The 20391-nt window shown below is 71.1% G+C and carries 16 protein-coding genes and 1 pseudogene; 13 read left to right on the top strand and 4 right to left on the bottom strand.

What is annotated here, in order from left to right; genetic code table 11:
• Nucleotides 1-77: 77 nt before the first annotated feature.
• A pseudogene (locus AC07DO_RS37595) lies at nt 78-430 on the bottom strand (winged helix-turn-helix transcriptional regulator).
• Here AC07DO_RS37595 and AC07DO_RS37600 point away from each other — a divergent pair.
• Together AC07DO_RS37600 and AC07DO_RS37605 are read left to right on the top strand one after the other, a co-directional pair.
• Nucleotides 314-826 carry an enoyl-CoA hydratase/isomerase family protein gene (locus tag AC07DO_RS37600; protein WP_479066595.1) on the top strand — a complete coding sequence of 171 codons (513 nt, stop codon included), beginning with the start codon at nt 314-316 and terminating at the stop codon, nt 824-826. The pseudogene AC07DO_RS37595 and the gene AC07DO_RS37600 sit on opposite strands and share 117 nt — an antisense overlap.
• A 216-nt stretch (nt 827-1042) precedes the next feature.
• Complete coding sequence (locus AC07DO_RS37605) at nt 1043-1441, top strand: nuclear transport factor 2 family protein (protein ID WP_479066596.1); 399 nt, start codon at nt 1043-1045, stop codon at nt 1439-1441.
• Nucleotides 1442-1717: 276 nt separating this feature from the next.
• Here the strand turns inward: AC07DO_RS37605 and AC07DO_RS37610 are convergent, their stop codons facing one another.
• Nucleotides 1718-2311: a TetR/AcrR family transcriptional regulator gene (locus AC07DO_RS37610; RefSeq protein WP_479066598.1), complete on the bottom strand. Its 594-nt coding sequence runs from the start codon at nt 2309-2311 to the stop codon at nt 1718-1720.
• Between the two features lie 89 nt (nt 2312-2400).
• Between AC07DO_RS37610 and AC07DO_RS37615 the strand changes: the two genes are divergently transcribed.
• Nucleotides 2401-3345 (top strand): alpha/beta fold hydrolase, encoded by a 945-nt coding sequence (locus AC07DO_RS37615; RefSeq protein ID WP_479066600.1) that lies wholly within the window; start codon nt 2401-2403, stop codon nt 3343-3345.
• A 288-nt stretch (nt 3346-3633) separates the two neighbouring features.
• Here the strand turns inward: AC07DO_RS37615 and AC07DO_RS37620 are convergent, their stop codons facing one another.
• The gene (locus tag AC07DO_RS37620; RefSeq protein WP_479066602.1) at nt 3634-4140 is read right to left on the bottom strand and encodes a DinB family protein; all 507 of its coding nucleotides are present in this window, start codon (nt 4138-4140) and stop codon (nt 3634-3636) included.
• A 241-nt stretch (nt 4141-4381) separates the two neighbouring features.
• Here AC07DO_RS37620 and AC07DO_RS37625 point away from each other — a divergent pair, with 241 nt between their 5' ends.
• From AC07DO_RS37625 to AC07DO_RS37640, 4 genes are all read left to right on the top strand, one after another.
• The gene (locus AC07DO_RS37625) at nt 4382-4870 is read left to right on the top strand and encodes a GNAT family N-acetyltransferase (RefSeq protein WP_479066604.1); all 489 of its coding nucleotides are present in this window, start codon (nt 4382-4384) and stop codon (nt 4868-4870) included.
• A gap of 416 nt (nt 4871-5286) precedes the next feature.
• On the top strand, nt 5287-6180 hold the full coding sequence (locus AC07DO_RS37630) for a YwqG family protein (RefSeq protein ID WP_479066606.1): 894 nt from the start codon (nt 5287-5289) through the stop codon (nt 6178-6180).
• A 201-nt stretch (nt 6181-6381) separates the two neighbouring features.
• Nucleotides 6382-6933, top strand: coding sequence for a hypothetical protein (locus AC07DO_RS37635; protein WP_479066608.1), 552 nt, complete (start codon nt 6382-6384; stop codon nt 6931-6933).
• 265 nt (nt 6934-7198) lie between these two features.
• Entirely contained in the window at nt 7199-8089 is an 891-nt protein-coding gene (locus AC07DO_RS37640; protein WP_479066610.1) for a pentapeptide repeat-containing protein, read from the top strand.
• Nucleotides 8090-8143: 54 nt separating this feature from the next.
• Here the strand turns inward: AC07DO_RS37640 and AC07DO_RS37645 are convergent, their stop codons facing one another.
• Nucleotides 8144-11923, bottom strand: coding sequence for a LuxR C-terminal-related transcriptional regulator (locus AC07DO_RS37645; protein WP_479066612.1), 3780 nt, complete (start codon nt 11921-11923; stop codon nt 8144-8146).
• 501 nt (nt 11924-12424) lie between these two features.
• On the opposite strand from AC07DO_RS37645, the gene AC07DO_RS37650 reads away from it, so the two are divergent.
• The 6 genes from AC07DO_RS37650 to AC07DO_RS37675 all read left to right on the top strand — a co-directional run bounded on the left by AC07DO_RS37650 (nt 12425) and on the right by AC07DO_RS37675 (nt 20325).
• Complete coding sequence (locus AC07DO_RS37650; protein ID WP_479066614.1) at nt 12425-14029, top strand: S8 family peptidase; 1605 nt, start codon at nt 12425-12427, stop codon at nt 14027-14029.
• A gap of 184 nt (nt 14030-14213) precedes the next feature.
• The gene (locus tag AC07DO_RS37655; protein WP_479066616.1) at nt 14214-15269 is read left to right on the top strand and encodes a type II toxin-antitoxin system Phd/YefM family antitoxin; all 1056 of its coding nucleotides are present in this window, start codon (nt 14214-14216) and stop codon (nt 15267-15269) included.
• Nucleotides 15270-15502: 233 nt separating this feature from the next.
• The gene (locus AC07DO_RS37660) at nt 15503-15772 is read left to right on the top strand and encodes an acyl carrier protein (protein WP_479066618.1); all 270 of its coding nucleotides are present in this window, start codon (nt 15503-15505) and stop codon (nt 15770-15772) included.
• On the top strand, nt 15762-16985 hold the full coding sequence (locus AC07DO_RS37665) for a beta-ketoacyl-[acyl-carrier-protein] synthase family protein (protein WP_479066620.1): 1224 nt from the start codon (nt 15762-15764) through the stop codon (nt 16983-16985). The genes AC07DO_RS37660 and AC07DO_RS37665 overlap by 11 nt, the downstream gene beginning before the upstream one ends.
• 38 nt (nt 16986-17023) lie before the next feature.
• A complete protein-coding gene (locus AC07DO_RS37670) occupies nt 17024-19207 on the top strand; it encodes an MMPL family transporter (RefSeq protein WP_479066622.1) in 2184 nt (727 codons plus the stop codon).
• 5 nt (nt 19208-19212) lie between these two features.
• A complete protein-coding gene (locus AC07DO_RS37675; RefSeq protein WP_479066623.1) occupies nt 19213-20325 on the top strand; it encodes a type III polyketide synthase in 1113 nt (370 codons plus the stop codon).
• Nucleotides 20326-20391 lie beyond the last annotated feature (66 nt).

Genomic DNA, 20391 nt, shown 5'->3' on the forward strand with positions numbered 1-20391 from the left:
GGGGGAAGACGTTCCCACGACGCGATGGTTCCGTTTTCGCTCGCGTTCACCAGGCACGGACGGCGTGGGCCTCGGCTTCAACTGCGCGTGTGCCGCTGGTCGTAGCGAGAGCGGGGGATTTCCACTGTGTCGAGGTGCTTGCCCACCCATCTCGGCAGGGTCTGCAGAGGGTCCTGGAGGGTGCGCCCCAGGGGGGGGAGATGCGGTACTCGACCGCCACTGGCTCGGTGGACAGGATCACTCGCTCGATCACGCCGTTGCGTTCCAGCCGCCGAAGGCATGCCGTCAACGATTTCGGGGTGACGGCGGGCAGGTGCTGGCGAAGCTCGTTGAAACGCCGGGGGCGATCGCACAAGGCGTCCAGCACCGGAAGCGACCACTTGTCGAAGAGCTGATCGAGCAGTTGTCGACCGTTGTCACCGAGCTCTATATCCCAGGCGCGGGAGGCGCCGCCTACCTGCCCGGCCTCGTGGGCCGCGCACGCGCGCTGGAGATCATCCTCAGCGGCAAGCTGATCGATGCCCCGACCGCGGAACGGACGGGCTGGGTGAACCGGGCCGTGCCGGCTGCAGAGCTCGACCACGTCGTCGACTCCCTGACCGTCCGCATCGCCGCCCTGGCGCCCGGCGTTGCCCGCGCCACGGTCGAGGCGGTGGACGCCGCAGCGGTGTCCACCACTGATGGACTGCGCACGGCGAAGGAACTGTTCGGCCAGCTCTTCAGCACTCCCGCCGAGGGCCGCATCGGAGAGGCGGCAACTGTCCCCGACGCGCGGACCCGGGACGGAGAGCGTTGCCTCGAGGCCCTGATCGACGGTCTCGTCTGAAAAAGCTCGGCGGTTGAGTGAAGAGCGGCACGTCCGCATGGCGGGTCCATACGCCCGGACAGTACGTCGTGGGAGACCGCCCGCGACCCGGAGCAGCCCACGGACGGGTCTGGTGACCGCATGCACCGCGCTCTGAGGGAACACAAGATATGAGCGCCGAGACCGACGCCCCTGTTGCCTCCCTTCCCACAACAGCCTGATCAGGGGACCACCACCATGCCCGACACCGCGCACGCGACAGCCGTACCCGACTGGGTCCTTACGTTCATGGACGCCATCGACACCCTGGAGTTCGGTGAGGGCTTCGCGCCGCTGACAGAGGACACCGACATGTTCTTCGGCACCGAGCACATCCACGGCGTCGAGGCCATCAAGGCATTCTTCGTCAAGATCGACGAGCCACTGAACATCGCCCACGAGGTCCTGGAGTACTGGACCGCGAGCGACGGTGTCCGCCTGCTGCGCGGCGAGGCCACGATGGCCAGGAGGAGCGCGCCGGACCGGGTGGTGCGCGCTCCGTTCATGCACATCTTCTATCTCGACCAGGAAGAGCCGGTCCGCGTGCGCACACTCCGCATCACCGCGGGCCCGTTGCAGACCGACACCGTGATGTGACCACGCCCCCGGGCGCGCCGCGCGTGCCCGGGAGGCAGCCGCAGGCCATCGGGGGAGCCGGCCGGCCCCTCATCGGCGACCGGCGACATCACCGGAGCCCGCTGGGGCCTCGTCGGCTCCGAAGCCGTTCTCAACTCCGCGCACCTGTCAGCGATGGCGACCTCGACGCCTACTGGCGGTACCACCTGGTCCACGAACACCACCGCGTGCAGGTTGTAGGGTCAAGTCCGCTCAAGGCGGAGCGCCGAGGGGGCGACACGTATTTCCGGACCAGGATCACCGGTTCCGGGCATGCAAGGCGTGCGAGAGCGCGCTCATGCTGACGCCGATGACGGTGCGGAGCTGCTTCTCGCTCGCCCCGGTCCTGCTCATCACGGCCAGTGCCTGGTTGACCGCCGTGAGGTGGGCAGCGAGGTCGTCGGCATCGCCCTCGGGCAACTGCGCGGCGCCCAGGGCGGTCCGCAGCCGCGCGTGCTGAGCGCCCAGGGCTTCGATCGCTCGTGCGGCGATGGCGGGGCTGAGTACCGGTGCCGCCATCGCGGTCTGGGCGACCAGGCATCCATCGGGTACCTCGGGGTCGGCGATGCGCCGCAGGGTGACCTCGAAGAACGCCCGTAGCGCCTGGAGCGGTTCCTCGGAGGCACGTGAAAGCGCCTGGTCGTACCTGTTTCCGTACCGTGCGGCATAGCGGTCCAGGCAGCGCAGATACAGCGAGTCCTTGTCGCCGAACGAGGAGTAGAGGGAACTGCGGTTCAGTCCGGTCGCCCTGGAGAGGTCGTCGAGAGACGTATCGGCGTATCCGGCCCGCCAGAACTGGACCATCGCCGCGTCGAGTGCGATGCCCACGTCGAACTGCTTCTTTCCGGCCATCACGCATGCACCTCGTTCTCGGATCAGCCGTTGTGGTCTTGCCCACCTTATCTTGAACTATCCAGTTCAAGATGGAGTAGGTTCGACGCATGACCGACGACGCCATGGCTCCGAACCGCTCCTGCGACCAGAACCCGGTCCCCGGGTTGCCGCTGCACGACCTCACGGGTTTCACTCACCGTTGGGTCGACGCGGAAGGAATCCGACTGCACGCCGTGGAAGGTGGCCGGGCGGCCGGTCCCACCGTCGTCCTGCTCGCCGGATTCCCGCAAACCTGGTGGGCTTGGCGAAAGGTGATGCCCGGCCTCGCCGAGCGATTCCACGTGATCGCGATCGACCTGCCGGGGCAGGGCCACTCCGACCGACCTCAAGGGGGCTACGACACGCACACCGTCGCTTCGCGTGTCCAGGCCGCGCTGACCGCGCTCAACGTGCAGAAGTACTGGCTCGCCGCCCACGACATCGGGGCCTGGGTCGCCTTCTCGCTGGCCCTGAAGTACGAAGAGCGCCTGCACGGCGTCGCGTTGCTTGACGCCGGCATTCCCGGAGTCACCCTCCCGGACTCCATCCCAACGGATCCCGACCGGGCCTGGAAGACCTGGCACTTCGCGTTCCACCTGGTGCCCGAACTGCCCGAGACCCTGCTCACCGGCCGCGAGCGTGACTACGTCGGCTGGTTCCTGAAGGTCAAAGCTCTGTCCCCGAACACATTCGACGACGCCGAGATCGACCACTACGCCGCCGCCATCGCGGCCGAGGGTGGGCTCCGAGCGTCTCTCGCCTACTACCGCGACGCCGCGGAATCAGCGCGTAGAAATCATGACGCTCTCGGACGAGGGAACTTGACCGTCCCGGTCCTGGGAATCTCCAGCTCCCACGGCTCGATCCCCGACATGGCCGCCTCCATCAGCCCGTGGGCGGAGAACGCGACGGGCGTCTTCATTCCACAAGCCGGACACTTCATTCCCGACGAGCAGCCCGACGCGACTGTGGACGTGTTGACCGCGTTCATAGATCACGAGCGTGTCGGGTAGGTCGCCCTTACCAGATCCGCAAGCGACGCCCTCAGGGGCCGGGAGAGGAACAACGCCCCGGCAGGCCTGCCCCGACGAGGGGCTCGGACGCTCCCGCCGCGGCCTCACCTGCAAGATCGACGCTGACGGCGAGGGCGGATGCCGCCCGCCCGTCGGCCCTGCTGATCAGGCTGGGCCGGCGGGCGACGCGCCGCAGCCCGTTCCGTCATGGAGCGCATCCGTGTTGGCCGCGGCACCGTCACGGTTGCCTCGATCCGATTTTGGCTCCGCCCGTGCTCTCCGGCGGATCTAGTTGCCGGTCGTGCCGTCGAGCATCTCGCGCAGGATGTCCAGGTGGCCGTTGTGGCGGGCTGTCTCCTCGGTGAGGTGGAGGAGGATCCAGCGCAGGTCGACGTGGAGACCGTCGCGGACGGTTCCCTCGGCCCGCTTGTCCAGGTCGTTCTTGGCGACCAGTTCGCGGTAGCGGGCGCTGTGTTCGGCGTATTCGTCGAGCAACTGCGCGAGCGGGAAGTCGACGGCGATACGCATCTCGCGGTCGGGGTCTTCCTCGGTCCAGGGGCCCTGGTCCTCCTCGCCGAGGAAGACCACCTGGAACCAGTAGTACTCGACCCAACGGAGATGGTTGATCACTCCGCTCATGGTCATCAGCGGTGAGCCCGGCAGGAGCGCCTTGCGGGCGTTCTCTGCCGAGACGCCCTCGCACTTGGCGCGAGCGCTCTCCCGTGTGTAGTCGAGGAAGGTGGTGAGCTGCGTGCGCTCGTCCCACGCGGGCGGTGTGTCGTCGATTCTGGTCATCGCGCGAAGCGTCCCCGATCACCGCACCTGCTGTCGAGGCATTTAGCGGCGGACCCGGCCGTGCCGCCGACATCGGGGCCGTGAGTCGGACTCAGGCCTGGCCGCCCGTTCCAGGGGCAGACCGCCTTGTGTCCAGTGTTCCGGTGCGGTGACGGGACAGCAGGGGAATTTGAGTTGCTGCAGATTCTGCCGGGGTGGACCGTGGCAGGTCGGACAGGTCGGACAGGTCGGAGGGGTGTTGATGATCGACGTCGCGTTGAGTTTGACCGTGCGGGATCTGACGCACGCGGATCTGGCGGCGTGCGGCTGGGCGGGAAGCGCCTGTCACCTCGCCAACGTCGCACGGCAGTTGGAGCGCGCGCGGTACGGCGAAGTCGACTATCTGGCCGTCTGTGCCCGCAGTGACATCCCGATCGCCATGGGCGGCGTCGACTACCGCGCCGGCCAAGGGGCGGGCACGTTGTGGCAACTGGCTGTTCACCCCGCACTGCAGTCGTGCGGCATCGGCACCGTTCTCATCTCAGCCGCGGAGCAGCGCATCCTGAACCGCGGGCTGCGGCGGGCGGAGCTGGGCGTGGAGGACAACAACCCACGCGCCCGCGCCCTCTACGAACGCCTCGGCTACCTCGCCTACGATCGCCGGCCGGACGCGTGGGACGAGCAGGCCCCGGATGGAACACTGCGTCGCTATGAAACGGTGTGCACGACAATGCGCAAGGACTTGTCGTAGGGGAGCGGCGCGTGGCGACCGGAGTGTGGGCACCGCTCTTTTCGCTCGTAGGCGTCCTCCTGGGCGGCGGTCTGACCGCGCTCTCCCAACGTGCCACTCAGCGTTCCGCTGAACGGCTGGAGGAACGCCGCCAGAGCGTCGCCGACCGCAAGGCTCGCCAGGTTGAGCAGCTGCAGGCGATCAAGGACTTCTCGGCCTGGCGCCGCCGGTTGTGGCGCCGGTTGTGGCGCCGGGGTTCTCGTGATCTCGGGTGCTGTCGGGGCCGACCGTGCGCTGCTTCGTGACCGGGAACGGGGCCTGCTTCGTGACCGAGAACGGGGCCTGCTGCTGGATCCGACCGGCCGTGCGTCTACTCTCGGCCCACCGCGGCCTCGGCCGCGGCCGAGGCAACGCTTTGGTCTGTGAGGAGTACTCCGATGGCGCGCACCACCCCGCCACGTCCGCTCGATGTCGAGACGCTGTTCCCTGAGGTGGCCGGCTATCGGAAGACGGCCGTTCGCCTGCATCCGCGCCTCGGCGATCCGAGCGCGCGGGAAAGCTCGCTCGGCGGACCCGTGCTCTGGCCGCTCTCGGAGCCCTGGCCCCACTGTGAGGACGACCACCCGCGCACGGCGTTCTCCCCTCCCGGCCAGGGACCGATCCCGCTCGTCCCGGTCCTCCAGCTCTTCGCGGCCGACGTGCCTGACCTGGCCTTCCCCAGCGCTACGGATCTGCTGCAGGTGCTGTGGTGCCCCTTCGATCACGAGGCCGGTTACGTTCCCCGCCCCGAGATCTATTGGCGAGACGGCTCCCTGAGCGACCTGCGGCCGGCCGACCGGCCCCGCCCGACCGGCGCTGGCAACGACTACCTTCCCGACCCGTGCGTCCTGCACCCCGAGCGTGTCACCGACTATCCCAACTGGGACCTCCCGGACGAGGTCGCCGACGCGCTCGAAGCCAGGTTCGAACAGCTGGAGGAGGAAACCGGCTGGTCCTACTGGTCCCACCTCTCCGTGTCGGACGGCGTCAAGGTCGGCGGGTATCCGACGTGGACACAGGAGCCCAACTGGCCTGTGTGCCCGGGATGCCGTGAGCGCATGGAGCATCTCCTGACGATCAGCAGCAGCGAGTTCGACGGCGCGAGCTGGCGCACCTGGCTGCCCATCGAGGACGCCCCGACCACGGGAACCATCTGGGACCTTCCATACGAACAACGCACCGAGGTCCAATGCCCCCCTGGGCTCATGCTCGGCGACATGGGCGGCATCTACCTGTTCGAATGCACCAGCTGCTCCGACAGGCCCTTCGCCTACCGCTCAGATTGTTCTTGACCGCGCGCCACTTCGACCAAAGGGCCGTACTGGTGCCCGCGAGCCGCTGGTGCCCGCGAGCCGCTGGTGCGGGGTATACCGCCCGTCCGCTCTCGCCGCCGCAGACCCCGGCGGGATCCGCAGAGTCCACCACCGCTATGAAACGTAAGGCCGCCACGGCCGTCCAACGAGGGGAGGCCGTGCCCGCTAGCATCGCCCCTCATGACCGCAGTGGTCGTCACCATTGGGGTGGCGTTCGTCGGCTACGTCGTCACCTACCTCAACGGCCTGCGCCTGTCGCAGCGGCAGGAACAACTGGCCCGCGTGAATCGCCAGCTCGGCGACTTCTATGGGCCCCTGTTCGCCCTTACGGAAGCCAACAGCCGCACCTTCGGCGCGTTCCTGGAACGTCATGCTCGCCCTGGCGGAACGTCACCGTTCGTTCATGAGACTCCGCCCACTGCGGAAGAGCGCACCGAGTGGCGGCTGTGGGTGACCACCGTCTTTCTGCCGAACATCCAGGCCATGCGCGACCTGGTCATCAAGCACGCGGACCTGTTGAGCGAACCAGAGATGCCGCCGCTTCTGCTCCAGCTGTGCGCGCATGTGTCGGGCTACGAGATCACAGCTGCCCGGTGGGCGCAGGGAAACCACGATCAGCACCTCTCGGTGGTGTCGTTCCCCAGCGAGGAGCTTGCCGCCTACGCGCGCCAGGGATTCTCCGTGCTGAAGAAGGAACAGGCCCGCCTACTGGGGCAACGACAGCAGAGCTGATGGAGCGTCCTTTCCGCCTTGGCTTCATGGAGCCGAATCGCTGCGCCGGCACGGAAAGGTGAGATCGAATACAGGTATGCCTTCTACGCCTGCCCGCCGCCCACGGTTACGCCGTACCACCCGCCTCACAGCCAGGGCCGCCAGCAGCCCGGGAGCAGGCTCCACCCGGCCACCGAACACTTCCCCTGCCCCCGATCCCGCTCCCGCTCCCGCTCCCGCTCCCGATCCCGCTCCTGCTCCTGCTCCGGGGGGACGTCCGGAGGGCATGGACTGGGCGCGCCGGGTCGAATTGTTCACCGTCGTGGTCGCCGCTGTCGTGGCGGTGGTGGGGCTCTGGTACTCGAACGTGCAGACCAGACAGGCCAATGAGCACGCCCAGCAGGCCAACACCCAGGCGCGGGAGGACCGGGCGCTGGCCAAGGAAGGGCAGATCACCGACCGGTACACGGCGGCGGTGGGAAACCTCGGTGAGGACAAGGTGGACGTGCGGTTGGGCGGCATCTACGCCCTGCAGCGAATCATGCAGGACTCCCGCCGCGACCAACCCACCATCGCCAACGTCCTCGCCACCTACATCCGCACCCACGCCGCCAACCCCCCGGCGAAAGACCAGGGCATCCCCGCCGACGTCCAGGCCGCCTTCACCGTGCTCGCCAACCGCGACGCAACCCGTGACGACACCTTCCGCCCGGTTCTCCAGGGGGCCAAGCTCCCCGGCCTCCTCGCCCCAGGCACAGGGGGAACATCGATCGACCTGAGCGACGCGGACCTGCGCGACACGGACCTGCACGGCGGGCAACTGAGCGGAGCGGACCTGCACGGCACGGAGCTGAACCGGGCGAACCTGCACGCCGCGAACCTGAACCAAGCGAACCTGCGCGAAGGGATCCTGCGCGAGGCGGACCTGAGCAACACGGACATGGGCAGCGTGGACCTGCGCGACGCGAACGTGCGCTACGTGGACCTGCGCGGCGCGTTCCTGGGCCATGCGGATCTGCGCGATGCGTTCCTGCGCGGCGCGGATCTGCGCGGTGCGGAACTGAGCGGCGCGGACCTGCGCGGTGCGGAACTGAACGACGTGGACCTGCGCGGCGCGGAACTGCGTGACGTGAAGGGCCTGACGAGGGACCAGGTTGACTCGGCCCGTGCTCACTAGGTGATCCCAGCCATGGTCGTAACACGCCCCGCATCGCGCGCGGAAGCGCGGCGCTCAGGTACGTGGTGGGCGTGATGCGTACGGGACGCCGCGGGCGCGTGTGCCTCTCTCCGGAAAGCTGTCCTCGCCCGTACGACCGGCCAGAGCGATGCCGGTCCGGGAGGCGACGTTCAACTTTCGCATGATGCGCGCCACATGGTGCTCGACGGTCCGGGTCGACAGCACCAGGCTCTCGGCGATCTCCCGGTTCGCCCGCCCCTGCACGACGAGTTGAGCCACTTCCTGCTCGCGGGGCGAGAGCTGGTCGCCGTACCCCAGGCGGCCGCGGCGGTGGGTGGTGACGATGTCGTGGCGGCGCAGCAACCGCTGACAGCGCGCGACGTCCCAGCGCGCGCCCAGTTCGCGATAGGCCTCGACGACGTCCTGGATGACGCCGGCCGCCGGAGCGACGTCGCGCGCCCGGCCGGGCACATCGAGCAGGCAGCGCCCTCGGGCCTCGGCCGCCCGCGCGGCGTCGAAGGGCCGGCCGAGCCCGCGCCACCGCACCTCCGCGTCCTCCCAGAGGCCGACGGCGTCGCCCGGCCGCTCGTCGGCCTCGGCGAGCAGCGCCCGGCACATGGTCAGCGCGGCGCGGGCCGCGGGCGCGTCGAGAGGCTCGGTCGCCGCGTCGAACTCGGCGACGAGCCGTCGGGCCCGCCCACCCTGCCCGCTGCCGTACAGGGCCTCCACCGCGGTGGGCGCCACCTCGCCCGCCCACACCCAGCCGCCGGTGCGCTCCAGGCGGTGCAAGGTCTCCTCCACCGCCTCGCACGCCTGGCCGGGGCGTCCCGCCTCCAGATGGACGCGGGCCGTGGCGGCGGCTGCGGCGGTGAGGATGACGCCGGTGTCGTAACGGGTGGTCCGGGCCGCCTCCGCCAGGTCGCGTCGGGCTTGCGGGACGTCGCCGAGGACGTGCAGCCCGGTCAGCCCGCGGACCAGCATGGCCTCGGCGGTCAGGTCGGGTATCTCCGCGTAGAGCCGCGTGGTGCGGTCGGCCGCGGCGTACAGCCCGTCCCACCGCCCCTCGTGCCAGCCGAGCACCAACTGGGCGGTCTGCGTGAGCCCTTCCAGGTACGGGCTGCTGGTATCGGCGAGGCCGTGGGCGGCCCGCGCGAGGAACTCGCGGGCCCGCGCGTCGTACCCGAGTGCGGTGGCCGCGTGCGCCAGGTTGGTCCAGCCGCGCGCGTGGTGCGCGGCTTCCATGGCGGTCGCGGCCGGACCGCGCAGCGCGTCCGCGGCGGTCCAGGCGCGGGGATCGCCGAGCAGCATCAGCGCGGTCGCGCGGTTCGCGGCGATGGCGGCGCGGGCACCCGGCTCCGTGACCTGGCCGTCGAGCGCCTCGCACCGGTCCAGCCAGTGCAGATGACGGTCGACGGGCCAGCCCTTGATGGACGGGATGGCGGCGACCGCCATGGCGCGGGCGGCGGTCTGCGGATCCGTCAGCTCGAGGTCGGGGATGGCCCGGGCCACCTCGTTCAGGCTGTCCAGCGCCCCTCCGCTCTGGTTGCGGAGCACGACGCTCAGGTGCAGCCGGATCTCGCCGCGCAGCCGGGGCGGCGGGGCGTCCTCGTCGAGTACGCGCCGTACCGCGGCGACCACACGCCCGTCGGCGCGTGCGAGTTGGGCCGTGCGCGCGAGTTTCGCGGCGGTGCGGATGCGGCCTTCGGCGCGTGGGTCCTCGTCGACGGCGCGCGTGTAGAGGCTGGTCGCGGTGGAGTAGTCGCCGGTCGTGGCGGCCCGGTCGGCCGCGGCGACGAGGCAGCGCACCCCCTCGCGTACGCGTCCGGCCGCCCGGTACAGCCGGGCGAGGTCGACCAGCGGCAGCGGACCGTCACCGCCCCGGTGCAGCGCCCGCGCGGCGCGCAGACTCAACCGGGCCAGCCGGGGGCCGGGCGTGCGCGCCAGCGCGGCACGGCGGTCCAGCGGATGGCGGAAGACGGGGCGGGGGCCGTCGGCCCGCAGCACGGCCTGTCGCAGGCACGTCTCCACGGCCGCCCCGACGCGGTCGGGGGCGACGTCACCCACCTCGGCGAGCACGGCGACCGGCACGGGGCGGCCGAGCACCGCCGCCGCCTCGACGACGCGCAGGGCGTCGTCGTCGAGGCGGGCGTACCGCAGTGCGAAGTCGCGCCGGAGCGGCGGCGGAACGCCCACGGACCGCACGGCCGCGAGCACGGAGTCCGCGGCCGGCGGCGCGTGGTCGCTTCCGGATGCCGTCGCTGTCTCCGGCGCGCCGATGCCGTCCACGGCGGTCGGCTCTTGGGGTGTGCCGTACGCGTCGGCACCGTCGGCCCGCGCGTGCGGTGCGTGCGGTGTGTGGGGTGTGTGCGGTGCGTGCCGTGCGTCGCCTTCCCGACGGCTGTTTCCTCCCGCCGTCATCGGCGGACCGGCGCTCCCGATGTCCCGCACCGTCCGGCTGTCGACCGCACCCAAGGGCGCGCGTCGGCCGCCCTCCGCCCGAGCGTGCAGCAGTTCTTCGGTGGCCCGCAACAGGGCCTCGGCGACCTCCGGGAGGCCGCGGGTCCACTCGTGCACCAGCACGACCAGATCGTGCAGCTCCTCGACGTGCTGCGGACGGTGGACGTGCAGCCACCGGCGTACGAACTCCTCCGTCTCCCCGTACGCCCAGGGCCGGACGTCGATCTCCGCCACCGGGGCCCGTACCGCCAAGCCGACCCCGAAGAGCGGCAGGCCGGGCGCCGCCTCCTCGGTGACGATCAGCCGCAGCCGGGGCGGCATCGCGCTCATCAGGTAATGGAGCAGGCCGAGGGTGGCGGGGTCGGCGTGGTGGACGTCCTCCACGACCAGGACGGCGTCCCCCAGCCCCGCCAGCAAAGCCGCGACAGCACGCGGCAACAGCGCACGCCGTGACGCAGGGTCGGCCGCAGCCGCGGGTGGTTCCGGCAACTGCTCGGCCAACTCGGGTACGAGGAGTCCCACGATCCCGGCGACGGCGGGAAGGGACCGCCCTGGGCCGCCGGGACGGCACGGCATCCCGGCGAGGGCGTCCGCTATGGGGGCGAGGGCATCGTCGCCGGGTGGTTCTGTGACGGCGGCGACGGACGAGCGCGTGCCCGGCCCGGGCGGGACGGACGGCAGGTGCGTGACATCGTGGGCGGGGGAGAGGGAGGGACGAGTTGGCGCGCTGCCACTCCGAACTTCGGGCGCCGCAGCGATCTTCGCGGCTGCGTCGACCTCGCTGGGGTCGGCGACGGTGGCCTCTCTCGGCGAGGCGAGGCCGGTCTCGCCGGGCGCAGGTATGTCGGCCCCGCGCAGTGCGGCGACCTTGACCCCGCGGAGTGCGGCGACGTCGGCCTTGCCGAGTGCGGATACTTCGGTCTCGCCGGGCGCGGCAGCGAGGGCCTCACTCGGCGTGGTGATGCCCTCCTCGGCGGGTGCGGTCACGTTCGTTCCGCCGGGTACGGTGCCCGCGGCTGCACGGGGCGCGGTTTCGTCGGTCGCGTCGAGCGGTGCGCCCGTGCCCGCCTCACTCGGTGTGCCCGTGCCCGCCTCACTCGGAGCGATAGCACCTGCCCCCCTCGGCGCAGCAGCGTCCCGGCCGACGTCGAGGCCGCCCCACCCTGCCCTCCCTGGCCACTGGCACGTCCCGCGCAACTGTGTCCACCCGGCGAACTCCGTCTCCCCGAGGACCTCGTCCACCAGACGGGACACGCCCGTCCCGGACTCTCCCCGCACCACCGCGACGACCGGGCCCGCGCGCAGCGCGTCCCGCAGACGTCGGCTCCCCTCGGCCCGGCAGGCGGAACCGCTGCCCTCGGCGACAGCCGCCTCCACGTCCCAACGGGAGCCGAAAGAACGGTCCGTACCGAAAGAACGGTCCGCATCGAAGGAACGTCGGGTCACGGCTCCGCCTCTCGCCTGCCGTCACCCAGGACAATCCGCCCTCGGTGAGGAGGACGCTTCTCGTCGGTGTACGGCGTTCGTTGAACCGTGGTCTACCCGCCGTCGGTACGACGTCGCAATAGGGGCCCACCACCTACGGAATGCCGACACCCCCGTCAGGGCGGTCGTCGGACCGTGCGTCGCCCCGAACGACGAGAGGTCCTGACCACAGCCCCGCCCCGCCGCCCACTCTTTGGGTAGCGCTACGGATTGCTGTGCCGCTTCCGTGTGACCGAAGCTCTGCCCCGTCCGACGACGCCACCTCGTACGTCTCGGTCCCCAACCCATACATCCCCGCGTCCTGACCGCCGCGCCTATGCCGCTGTCATGTGCATGGCGTTACTCGTGCACCCCCGCATGGTGCAGCCCCCACCCCGTACCCGAGGAGAACCCATGAAGATCGACGCTCGCGTCGTCCGGCGCGCACTCGCCGTCGGCGCAAGTACCGCCCTGCTAGCGGGAGTTGCCGCGACCTCCGGCGCCGTAGCCGCTCCCGTGCCGCCGGGCGGCGGCGAAGGCCGCATCGTCGGGGCGGACCGCCCCGGCGCCGTCGACGGCTCGTACATCGTCACCTTCAAGAACTCGGTCGCCCGCGCTGACATCCCCGCCACCGCGAAGGCCCTGGCCAAGGAGCACGCGGGGAGCCTGCGCCACACGTACACCGTCGCCCTGCGCGGCTTCGCCGTGCGGATGACGGAAGGCGAGGCCAAGGAACTGGCCGCCGACCCGACGGTGGCCCGCGTGGAGGCCGACGCCGTCGCCTACGCGGTCGACACTCAGACCAACCCGCCCTCCTGGGGGCTGGACCGCGTCGACCAGCGCGACCTGCCGGTCGACAGGAGCTACACGTACGACACGAACGCCTCGGGCGTGAATGCGTACATCGTGGACACCGGCATCCGCATGACCCACCGCGACTTCGGGGGCCGCGCGGTCAGCGGCTACGACTTCATCGACGACGACTCCAACGCCTCCGACTGCCAGGGGCACGGCACGCACGTCGCCGGGACCGTCGGCGGCGGCGCGTACGGCGTCGCCAAGGGCGTCAAGCTGATCGGCGTGCGCGTGCTGAACTGTCAGGGCACCTCGGGCGACACCTGGGCCCCGGTCCTCGCCGGAATCGACTGGGTCACCAAGAACGCGGTCAAGCCGGCCGTGGCCAACATGAGCATCGGTGGCGGCAGGACCGAGTCCGTCAATGACGCGGTGGCCGCCTCCATATCCTCGGGGGTGGCCTGGGTCGTGGCGGCCGGGAACAACAACGCCGATTCGTGTTCGTACTCCCCGTCCTCCACCCCGTCGGCCATCACGGTGGGGGCCACCAACAGCCGGGACGCCCGCGCCACCGGCTGGTCCAACGGGCAGGGCTCCAACTACGGCTCCTGTCTGGACATCTTCGCGCCGGGCGACAGCATCGTCTCCTCGTCCAACGCCGGTGACAGTGCCTCGCAGACGATGAGCGGTACCTCCATGGCCTCCCCGCACGTGGCGGGTGCCGCCGCCCTGCTGCTCGCCGCCCACCCGACGTGGACCCCGGCCCAGGTCCGCGACCAGCTGGTCGCCGACGCCACCCCCGGCAAGGTGACCGACCCGCGCACCGGCTCCCCGAACAAGCTCCTGCACACGGGCGGCGGCGACACCACCCCGCCCACCGGCAAGAGGTTCGAGAACACCGACGACTACCCGATCCGCGACAACGCCACCGTCGAATCGCCGCTCCCCGTCACCGGCGTCACCGGCAGGGCGCCCGCAGACCTGTCCGTGGCCGTGGACATCCGGCACACCTACCGCGGCGACCTGAAGGTCGAACTCGTCGCACCCGACGGAACGGTCTACCTCCTGAAGAACTACGACAGCAATGACAGCGCCGACGACGTCCGGGCCACCTACCGCGTCGACGCCTCGAGCGAGACCGCCGACGGCACGTGGCAGCTGCGCGTGACCGACAACTGGGCCAACGACACCGGGACGATCGGGTCCTGGGCCCTGCAGTTCTGAGCGTTCCGACCGCGCGTGACAGGGGAGATCTCTGACCTGCCACCGCCCGTGGGGCGTCGACCGCGCACACGCCGGTCGGCGCCCCGCCGGGGTCGCCGAACTCCCTTGCGCTGCAAGCCTGGTGGCCGCCAGGTGTCCCACCCCCGGCCCGGCGGCCGCATTGCCGCCAGTAATGTCCCCTCGTATGGACAACGTTGAACTGAGCGACGCCATAGCGGACTTCGCGGGTCTTGTCGCTCGCGTCGAGGAGACCGGCGAGCGGGTGTGTGTCGTCGACGGCGGCGAGCCGACGAGTGTGCTCCTGCCCGCGGCGGAACTCGCCGAGCTGGAACACTTCGCCCAACGGGCCCACGGCGGCGCGCGACACCGGCCCAGATCCGGATCGGGGCAGGGGCACCCGTTCGGCCCGGACCCGCAGGGCCCGTACATCCGGTACGTGCACGCTGACGGGGGGCGGATGACCTTCGTGCGGGACCGGGTGGTCGTCGCCGAACTGAGGTCCGTGGCGGAGCTCGACTGGCTGGAGGACAGGGCGAGCACGGCCCGCCAGAGTCACATGCCCCCGAAGCAGGCGGCCGCGTTCGAGGAGTTCCTCGCCCGCCAGGGCCCGGTGGGCGACGGTGTGGCGTGGATCGCCGGCAGTTGGCGGAACCAACAGCCCTTCACGGAACTCGTGTTCATCAAGGGACTGACCGCCGAGGAGGTCGCCCTCGCCTACGGGGCCGACGCGCAGGACATCGCCGACGGGCTGCTGCTCCACCAGGTCGAGGAGCGGGACGCACGGGAGGGCACCGAGGACCTCACCCGCGTGCTGGCCTTCGGGGAGGAGAACGGCTGGACGTGGCTGGGCTACCACGACTTCGACCACGCCTTCACGCGCTCGCTCGACCCGGCTCCCGAGCAGCAGATCACGCTCGGCGCGACCATGGCCAAGGCCATCTACGACTTCAGCTACTTCGAGGACGGGGTGTACCAGAACCCCTTCCCGGTCGAGGACGGCGCCGAAGACCAGCGGGACATGTACGAGCTCATCTGGTACACCCCGGGGGAGCCGCCGTTCGCCCCCGAAGCGCCGCTGTCCTTCCTCAACCGGCACCTGCGCATCGCGGAGAAGGCAGGCAACTGGACGGACAACATCGCGCTGTTCTTCGAAGGCCTGGAACGGGCCTTCGGCCTCGCCCTGCCCCGGGACGCGATCACCTCCGGGAACGTGCGCTGCGCCCGTCCGGCCCGCCGCTGAACCAGTGGCCTTGCGGGTCCTAACGAGTGATAGATCGTTCCCTCCACCCCTCGCTGGTGTTTACACGGTGGCGCGCAGCCAAAGCTGGGTGCGGCCGGGCGACAGGTGCAGGACCCGCTCGGCCGACACGTGAAGTGGCTCGAGACGCAAGGCTCCTGCGCGCGTGGCTTTTAACGGAGGAACGCGGGCAGCGCCGCACGGCCTCTCGCAGCGAGCGGACAGGAGATCCAGGCATGAGGCAGGCGGCGGAAGGCGTGACGGAGTCCGAGCTTCCCGAGGAGTTGGTGGCCCTGCTGACCGGCCACCTCGGTGTCAAGGCGGATGCCGGTGAGTTCTCCGGCAGGACGACGTTCGAGAGTCTCGGCCTGGACTCGCTGTCGCTGATGGAGTTGGTGGTGGGGGCGGAGGAGGAGTACGGGATCGTCCTGCCCGAGAACGCTCTGGATTTGCGCCCGTCTTCGACCCTGGGCGAGGCGGCTCGGGCGTTCGAGCATGCGCGCTGAGATCGCGGTCACCGGCCTGGGGCTCGTGACTCCCGCCGGGCATACGGCGGAGGCGAACTGGGCGGCCCTGTGCCGGGGGCGTTCGCTGGCCGCGACGGATCCGGGCCTGGCGGACCTGCCCGTCGACTTCTCCTGCCGGGTGACGGACTTCGACGCCGAGACGGAACTCGGCCGGGCGGCGGCGCGGCGCGGGGACCGCTTCATCCAGTTCGCCCTCGTCGCCGCCCGGCGGGCCGTCGCGGACGCGCGCCTCGATCGTCATGCCTGGGAAGCGGAGCGAGTCGGTGTCGTGCTGGGCGTGGGATCGAACAGTTTGAGTACCTACGTCACCGAGTTCGGCCACCTCGGCGCCGGGCGGCCGGAGCGGGTCTCGCCACTCGCGCTCCCGCGCAGCGTTCCGAGCATGGCCGCGGGCGAGGTCGCCATCGACCTGGGCGCGCGCGGTCCCAACTTCACCACCGCCAGTGCCTGCGCGTCGGGCGCCACCGCGATCGGAGTGGCACGTGACCTGCTGCGATCCGGCACCTGCGACATCGTGCTGGCGGGCGGCAGCGAGTCGGCCCGCTCGCGCATGACGGCCACGTGCTTCACGCGGATGCGGGCACTGTCCCGGCGCACGGCTGAACCGGCTCTGGCCAGCCGGCCGTTCGACGCGCAACGTGACGGCTTCGTCCTGGGCGAGGGCGCCGGCATCCTCGTCCTCGAACGCGCAGGCGCGGCCCGGGCCCGCCGGGCTCCCGTGCTGGCGCTGCTGCGAGGCTACGGTGCCGGTGCCGACGCGCACCATCCCATCGCCCCGCACCCGCAGGGCGACGGCGCGGTCCGCGCCATCCGCACTGCTCTCGCCGACGCCGCGTGCGAGCCGGGGAACGTCGGCCACGTCAACGCGCACGGCACCTCCACCCCGCTGAACGACGCGGCCGAGGCACGAGCCCTCGTCCGCGTCTTCGGTGACGACGGGCCGCCGGTCACCGCGTCCAAGGGCGTGATCGGGCACGCGCTGGGGGCGGCCGGGGCGATTCAGGCGGCGTACACGGTGCTCGCGCTGCGCCATGCGGCCGTCCCGCCGGTGGCGAACTTCGAGGGCCAGGACGGGGACCACAAGCTGGACATCGTCGCCGGACGCCCCCGCCCCACGCGCGGCGAGGCGGGGATCAGTTGCTCCTTCGGCTTCGGCGGCCAGAACGCCGTTCTGCTGTTCACGGCTTCCTAGCGGGAGCGGGACGAAGCGTCCGGAACGGAGGCACATGGATGGATGCGGTGCGGCGCCGGGCCTGGCTGGTGCTGGTGAGCGCCCTGCTGGCGGCGGTGTGCGCCGGGGTGCTTGCCCCGGTTGCCCTCTCGACGCTGAGCACCGGAGGCGCGGTCGCGACGGACACGGAGGCGACGCGTGCCGGACGGCAGGCGGAGCGACTCGGCGTGCCCTCGCCCGATCTGCTCCTGGCCGTTTCGCAGCGCGTGGGCGTTTCGCAGCGAACCGGCGTTTCGCAGCGCGCCGGCGATTCACGGCGCAGAGACGGTGAACGTGGGGCCGCCGTCCGGGACGGCACCACAGCGATGAGGGAGACGCTGGCCGGGCAGCGCGACGTCAAGACCGTGTGGTCGGCACAGACCACCGGTGACACGTGGCTGCGCTCCAAGGACGGACGGACCCTGCTGGTCGGCGTACGGCTGAAGGGGACGGACAAGGAACGTAAACAGGTGGCGCCCGGTGTGGTGGCGGCGGCCCGTGCGGCCGCCCCGGGGATGCGGGTGGAGCCCAGCGGCGAGGTGTGGGCCAACCGGGAGATCGACGAGACCATCGAGCGCGATCTGAGCCGGGCCGAACTGCTGGCCGCGCCGGTGCTCTTCGTCGTCCTGGTCTTCGCCTACGGTTCCGTGGTGTCCGCGGTGCTGCCCGTCGTCGTGGCCGCGCTGGCCATCGGCTGCACCGTCCCGGTCCTGGGCCTGCTGGCGCAGGTGGCCGACGTGTCACGGGTCGCGGTGAACGCCGCCTCGGCGATCGGTTTCGGCCTGGCCGTCGACTACAGCCTCTTCCTGCTGGCCCGCGTACGGGAGGAGATCGCGCGGGGCGCGGACCTTCACACGGCGCTGGCGGCCGCCCGCCGCTCCAGCGGCCGTTCGGTCGCGTTCTCCGCCGCCGCCGTCACCGTGTGCCTCGCCACCGCCTTGGTGGTGCCGGTGCCGATGCTGCGCGCGCTGTCCCTGGCGGGCATGGTCGTCACCGTGCTCGCGGCGCTGGTCGCCCTGACCGTGCTGCCCGCCTGTCTGCGGCTGCTCGGCCCCCGGGCCCAGGCATGGGACCCGCTGGCGCGGTGGCGGCGTGCCCGTACCGGGGACGGGAGTCGCTTCTGGCGTCGCACGACGTCCACGGTCACCGCCCGGCCCCTCCTGACGGGCGGCCTGTCGGTGCTGCTGCTGACCCTGCTGGCCCTGCCCTTCACCCACGCCCGGCTCGGCATTGTGGACGAACGCACACTGCCTGCTTCGGCTCCGGCTGCCGCAGCGGCCGAGCGTGTGCGCGCCGAGTTCACCGCGCCACCGGAGCGGCTCCTCAACGTGGTCGTCACCGGACCGCGGGCGACGGACGGTGCACCGGCGTACGGCGACCGACTCGCCCGTGTCCCGGGCATCACTGGCGTACGCGTGGCGCGTGTGGCTCCGTCCGGTGAGGCACTCGTGCTGCTGGCGGCCACGTCCGCCGCGCCCGGCACGCCGGAGGCGGACACCGTCGTGCGCGAGGTGCGACAAACCCCCGCGCCGGGAAGCGTGGCGGTGGGCGGACGAGCCGCGGAGGCCGTCGACACGGCGGACGCCGTCCTCGGCGCCCTCCCGTGGTGCCTGTGTCTGCTGGCCGCGGGGCTCCTGGCCCTCCTCAGCGTCTTCACCCGTAGCCTGATCGCCCCTCTGAAAGCTCTGATCGTGGCCGCCGCCAGCCTCGGGGCGAGCCTTGGTGCGCTCGTCGTTCTCTTCCAGGACGGCCACGGCGGCGCAGTGCTCGGCCACTTCACCACCACGGGAACGCTGGACGCCTCGACGCTGCTGTTCGTCCTGTTCATCGCGCTCGCCCTGTCGGTGGACTACGAGGTCTTCCTGCTCGGCCGTCTCCGGGAGGAGTACGACCGCTGCGGAGACAACCGCACCTCGGTCATCGAGGGCGTCGCCCGCACCGGCCGGCTGATGACGTCCGCCGCGGCGGCCGTGGCGATCTCGACCGCGGCCATGGCCACCTCCCACGTCGCCCTGCTCAAGTTCATCGGCATCGGCGTCGCGTTCGGCGCGCTCGTGGACGCCGTCCTGGTGCGGGGAGTTCTGGTGCCCGCCGTCATGGCGGTCCTTGGTCCGGCGAACTGGTGGGCCCCGCCCCGCAGCAGGCCCCCGTTGTTGATCACTACACCTGTGATCACTACACCTGTGAAGAAAGGCGGAAGCTGATGTCGATGCCCCAGGCGACACACGACCGCACCCGGCAGTCGGCGGTCGCCGGCCCACGGGTGGCGGCGATCCGGACGGCCTTCCCGCCGTACCAGTACCGGCAGGAAGAGATCCTGGCCGCCCTGGCCCGCACGTCGCTGCTGGAGTCCGAGACGGGCGCTCTGGTACTCCGCAAGATCCATGCCAACTCGGGTGTGGAGACCCGCTCGCTGTCCCTGCCGCTGGAGAAGCTCGTCGATCTCGCCCGCAGGGAGGACTTCACCGAGCAGAACCGCGTCTGGCTCGACACCGCCATGGACCTGGGGGAACAGGCGCTGGTCGGCGCGCTGCGCACCGCGGGCGTCCGGCCGGAGGAGGTCGACGCGGTGATCAGCACCACCGTCACCGGGCTGGCCGTGCCGTCGCTGGAGGCTCGGCTCGCCCACCGGGTCGGGCTACGGCCGGACGTCAAACGTATCCCGCTGTTCGGCAGCGGCTGCGCCGGAGGTGCCGTGGGGCTGGCCCGGCTCCATGACTACCTACTGGCCCACCCCGACCAAGTGGCCGTCCTTCTCGCCGTGGAACTGTGCACACTGGCGCACCAGCTCAAGGACGGCTCCGTGGCGAACATCGTCGCCGGCAGCCTCTTCGGGGACGGCTCGGCCGCCGTCGTGGCCTTCGGAGCCCGACGGGACGGCTGCCCCGCCGGGCCCGAGCTGGTGGACACCCACAGCCTGCTGGTCCCCGGCACCGAGGACGTCCTTGGCTGGGACATCGGCTCCCACGGCTTCCGGATCCTGCTGTCGCCCGAGGTCCCCACGCTCACGGAGAAGCACCTGCCCACGGCCGTCCAAGGGCTCCTCGAGCGGCACGCACTGACACCGCACCAGATCGCGAGCTGGATCATCCACGGAGGCGGACCGAAGGTCTTCACCGGTGTACAGCGGGCCCTGGACCTGCGGCCCGGCGCCTTGGAACTCACCCGGCGCTCCGTGGCCGAGCGGGGCAACCTCTCGTCCGTCTCCGTACTGGACATCCTGCACGCGGCCATGGAAACGCCGCCTCCCGCGGGCGCGCCCGGCCTGGTCGCCGCCATGGGGCCGGGGTTCGCCATCGAACTGGTCCTCCTCCGCTGGTAGGGGGCCACCCGCCGCTACCGAAACCTGACGACCGCCTGAACTGCCTGAGACGACCGCCTGAACTGC

The organism is Streptomyces sp. NPDC045678, from assembly GCF_056432085.1.

Coding starts and splice junctions, on each gene's coding strand:
- AC07DO_RS37635 (WP_479066608.1), top strand. CDS start 6,382: ATGACCGCAGTGGTCGTCACCATTGGGGTGGCGTTCGTCGGCTACGTC.
- AC07DO_RS37630 (WP_479066606.1), top strand. CDS start 5,287: ATGGCGCGCACCACCCCGCCACGTCCGCTCGATGTCGAGACGCTGTTC.
- AC07DO_RS37625 (WP_479066604.1), top strand. CDS start 4,382: ATGATCGACGTCGCGTTGAGTTTGACCGTGCGGGATCTGACGCACGCG.
- AC07DO_RS37650 (WP_479066614.1), top strand. CDS start 12,425: ATGAAGATCGACGCTCGCGTCGTCCGGCGCGCACTCGCCGTCGGCGCA.
- AC07DO_RS37615 (WP_479066600.1), top strand. CDS start 2,401: ATGACCGACGACGCCATGGCTCCGAACCGCTCCTGCGACCAGAACCCG.
- AC07DO_RS37675 (WP_479066623.1), top strand. CDS start 19,213: ATGCCCCAGGCGACACACGACCGCACCCGGCAGTCGGCGGTCGCCGGC.
- AC07DO_RS37660 (WP_479066618.1), top strand. CDS start 15,503: ATGAGGCAGGCGGCGGAAGGCGTGACGGAGTCCGAGCTTCCCGAGGAG.
- AC07DO_RS37605 (WP_479066596.1), top strand. CDS start 1,043: ATGCCCGACACCGCGCACGCGACAGCCGTACCCGACTGGGTCCTTACG.
- AC07DO_RS37655 (WP_479066616.1), top strand. CDS start 14,214: ATGGACAACGTTGAACTGAGCGACGCCATAGCGGACTTCGCGGGTCTT.
- AC07DO_RS37670 (WP_479066622.1), top strand. CDS start 17,024: ATGGATGCGGTGCGGCGCCGGGCCTGGCTGGTGCTGGTGAGCGCCCTG.
- AC07DO_RS37620 (WP_479066602.1), bottom strand. CDS start 4,140: ATGACCAGAATCGACGACACACCGCCCGCGTGGGACGAGCGCACGCAG.
- AC07DO_RS37640 (WP_479066610.1), top strand. CDS start 7,199: ATGGACTGGGCGCGCCGGGTCGAATTGTTCACCGTCGTGGTCGCCGCT.
- AC07DO_RS37665 (WP_479066620.1), top strand. CDS start 15,762: ATGCGCGCTGAGATCGCGGTCACCGGCCTGGGGCTCGTGACTCCCGCC.
- AC07DO_RS37610 (WP_479066598.1), bottom strand. CDS start 2,311: ATGGCCGGAAAGAAGCAGTTCGACGTGGGCATCGCACTCGACGCGGCG.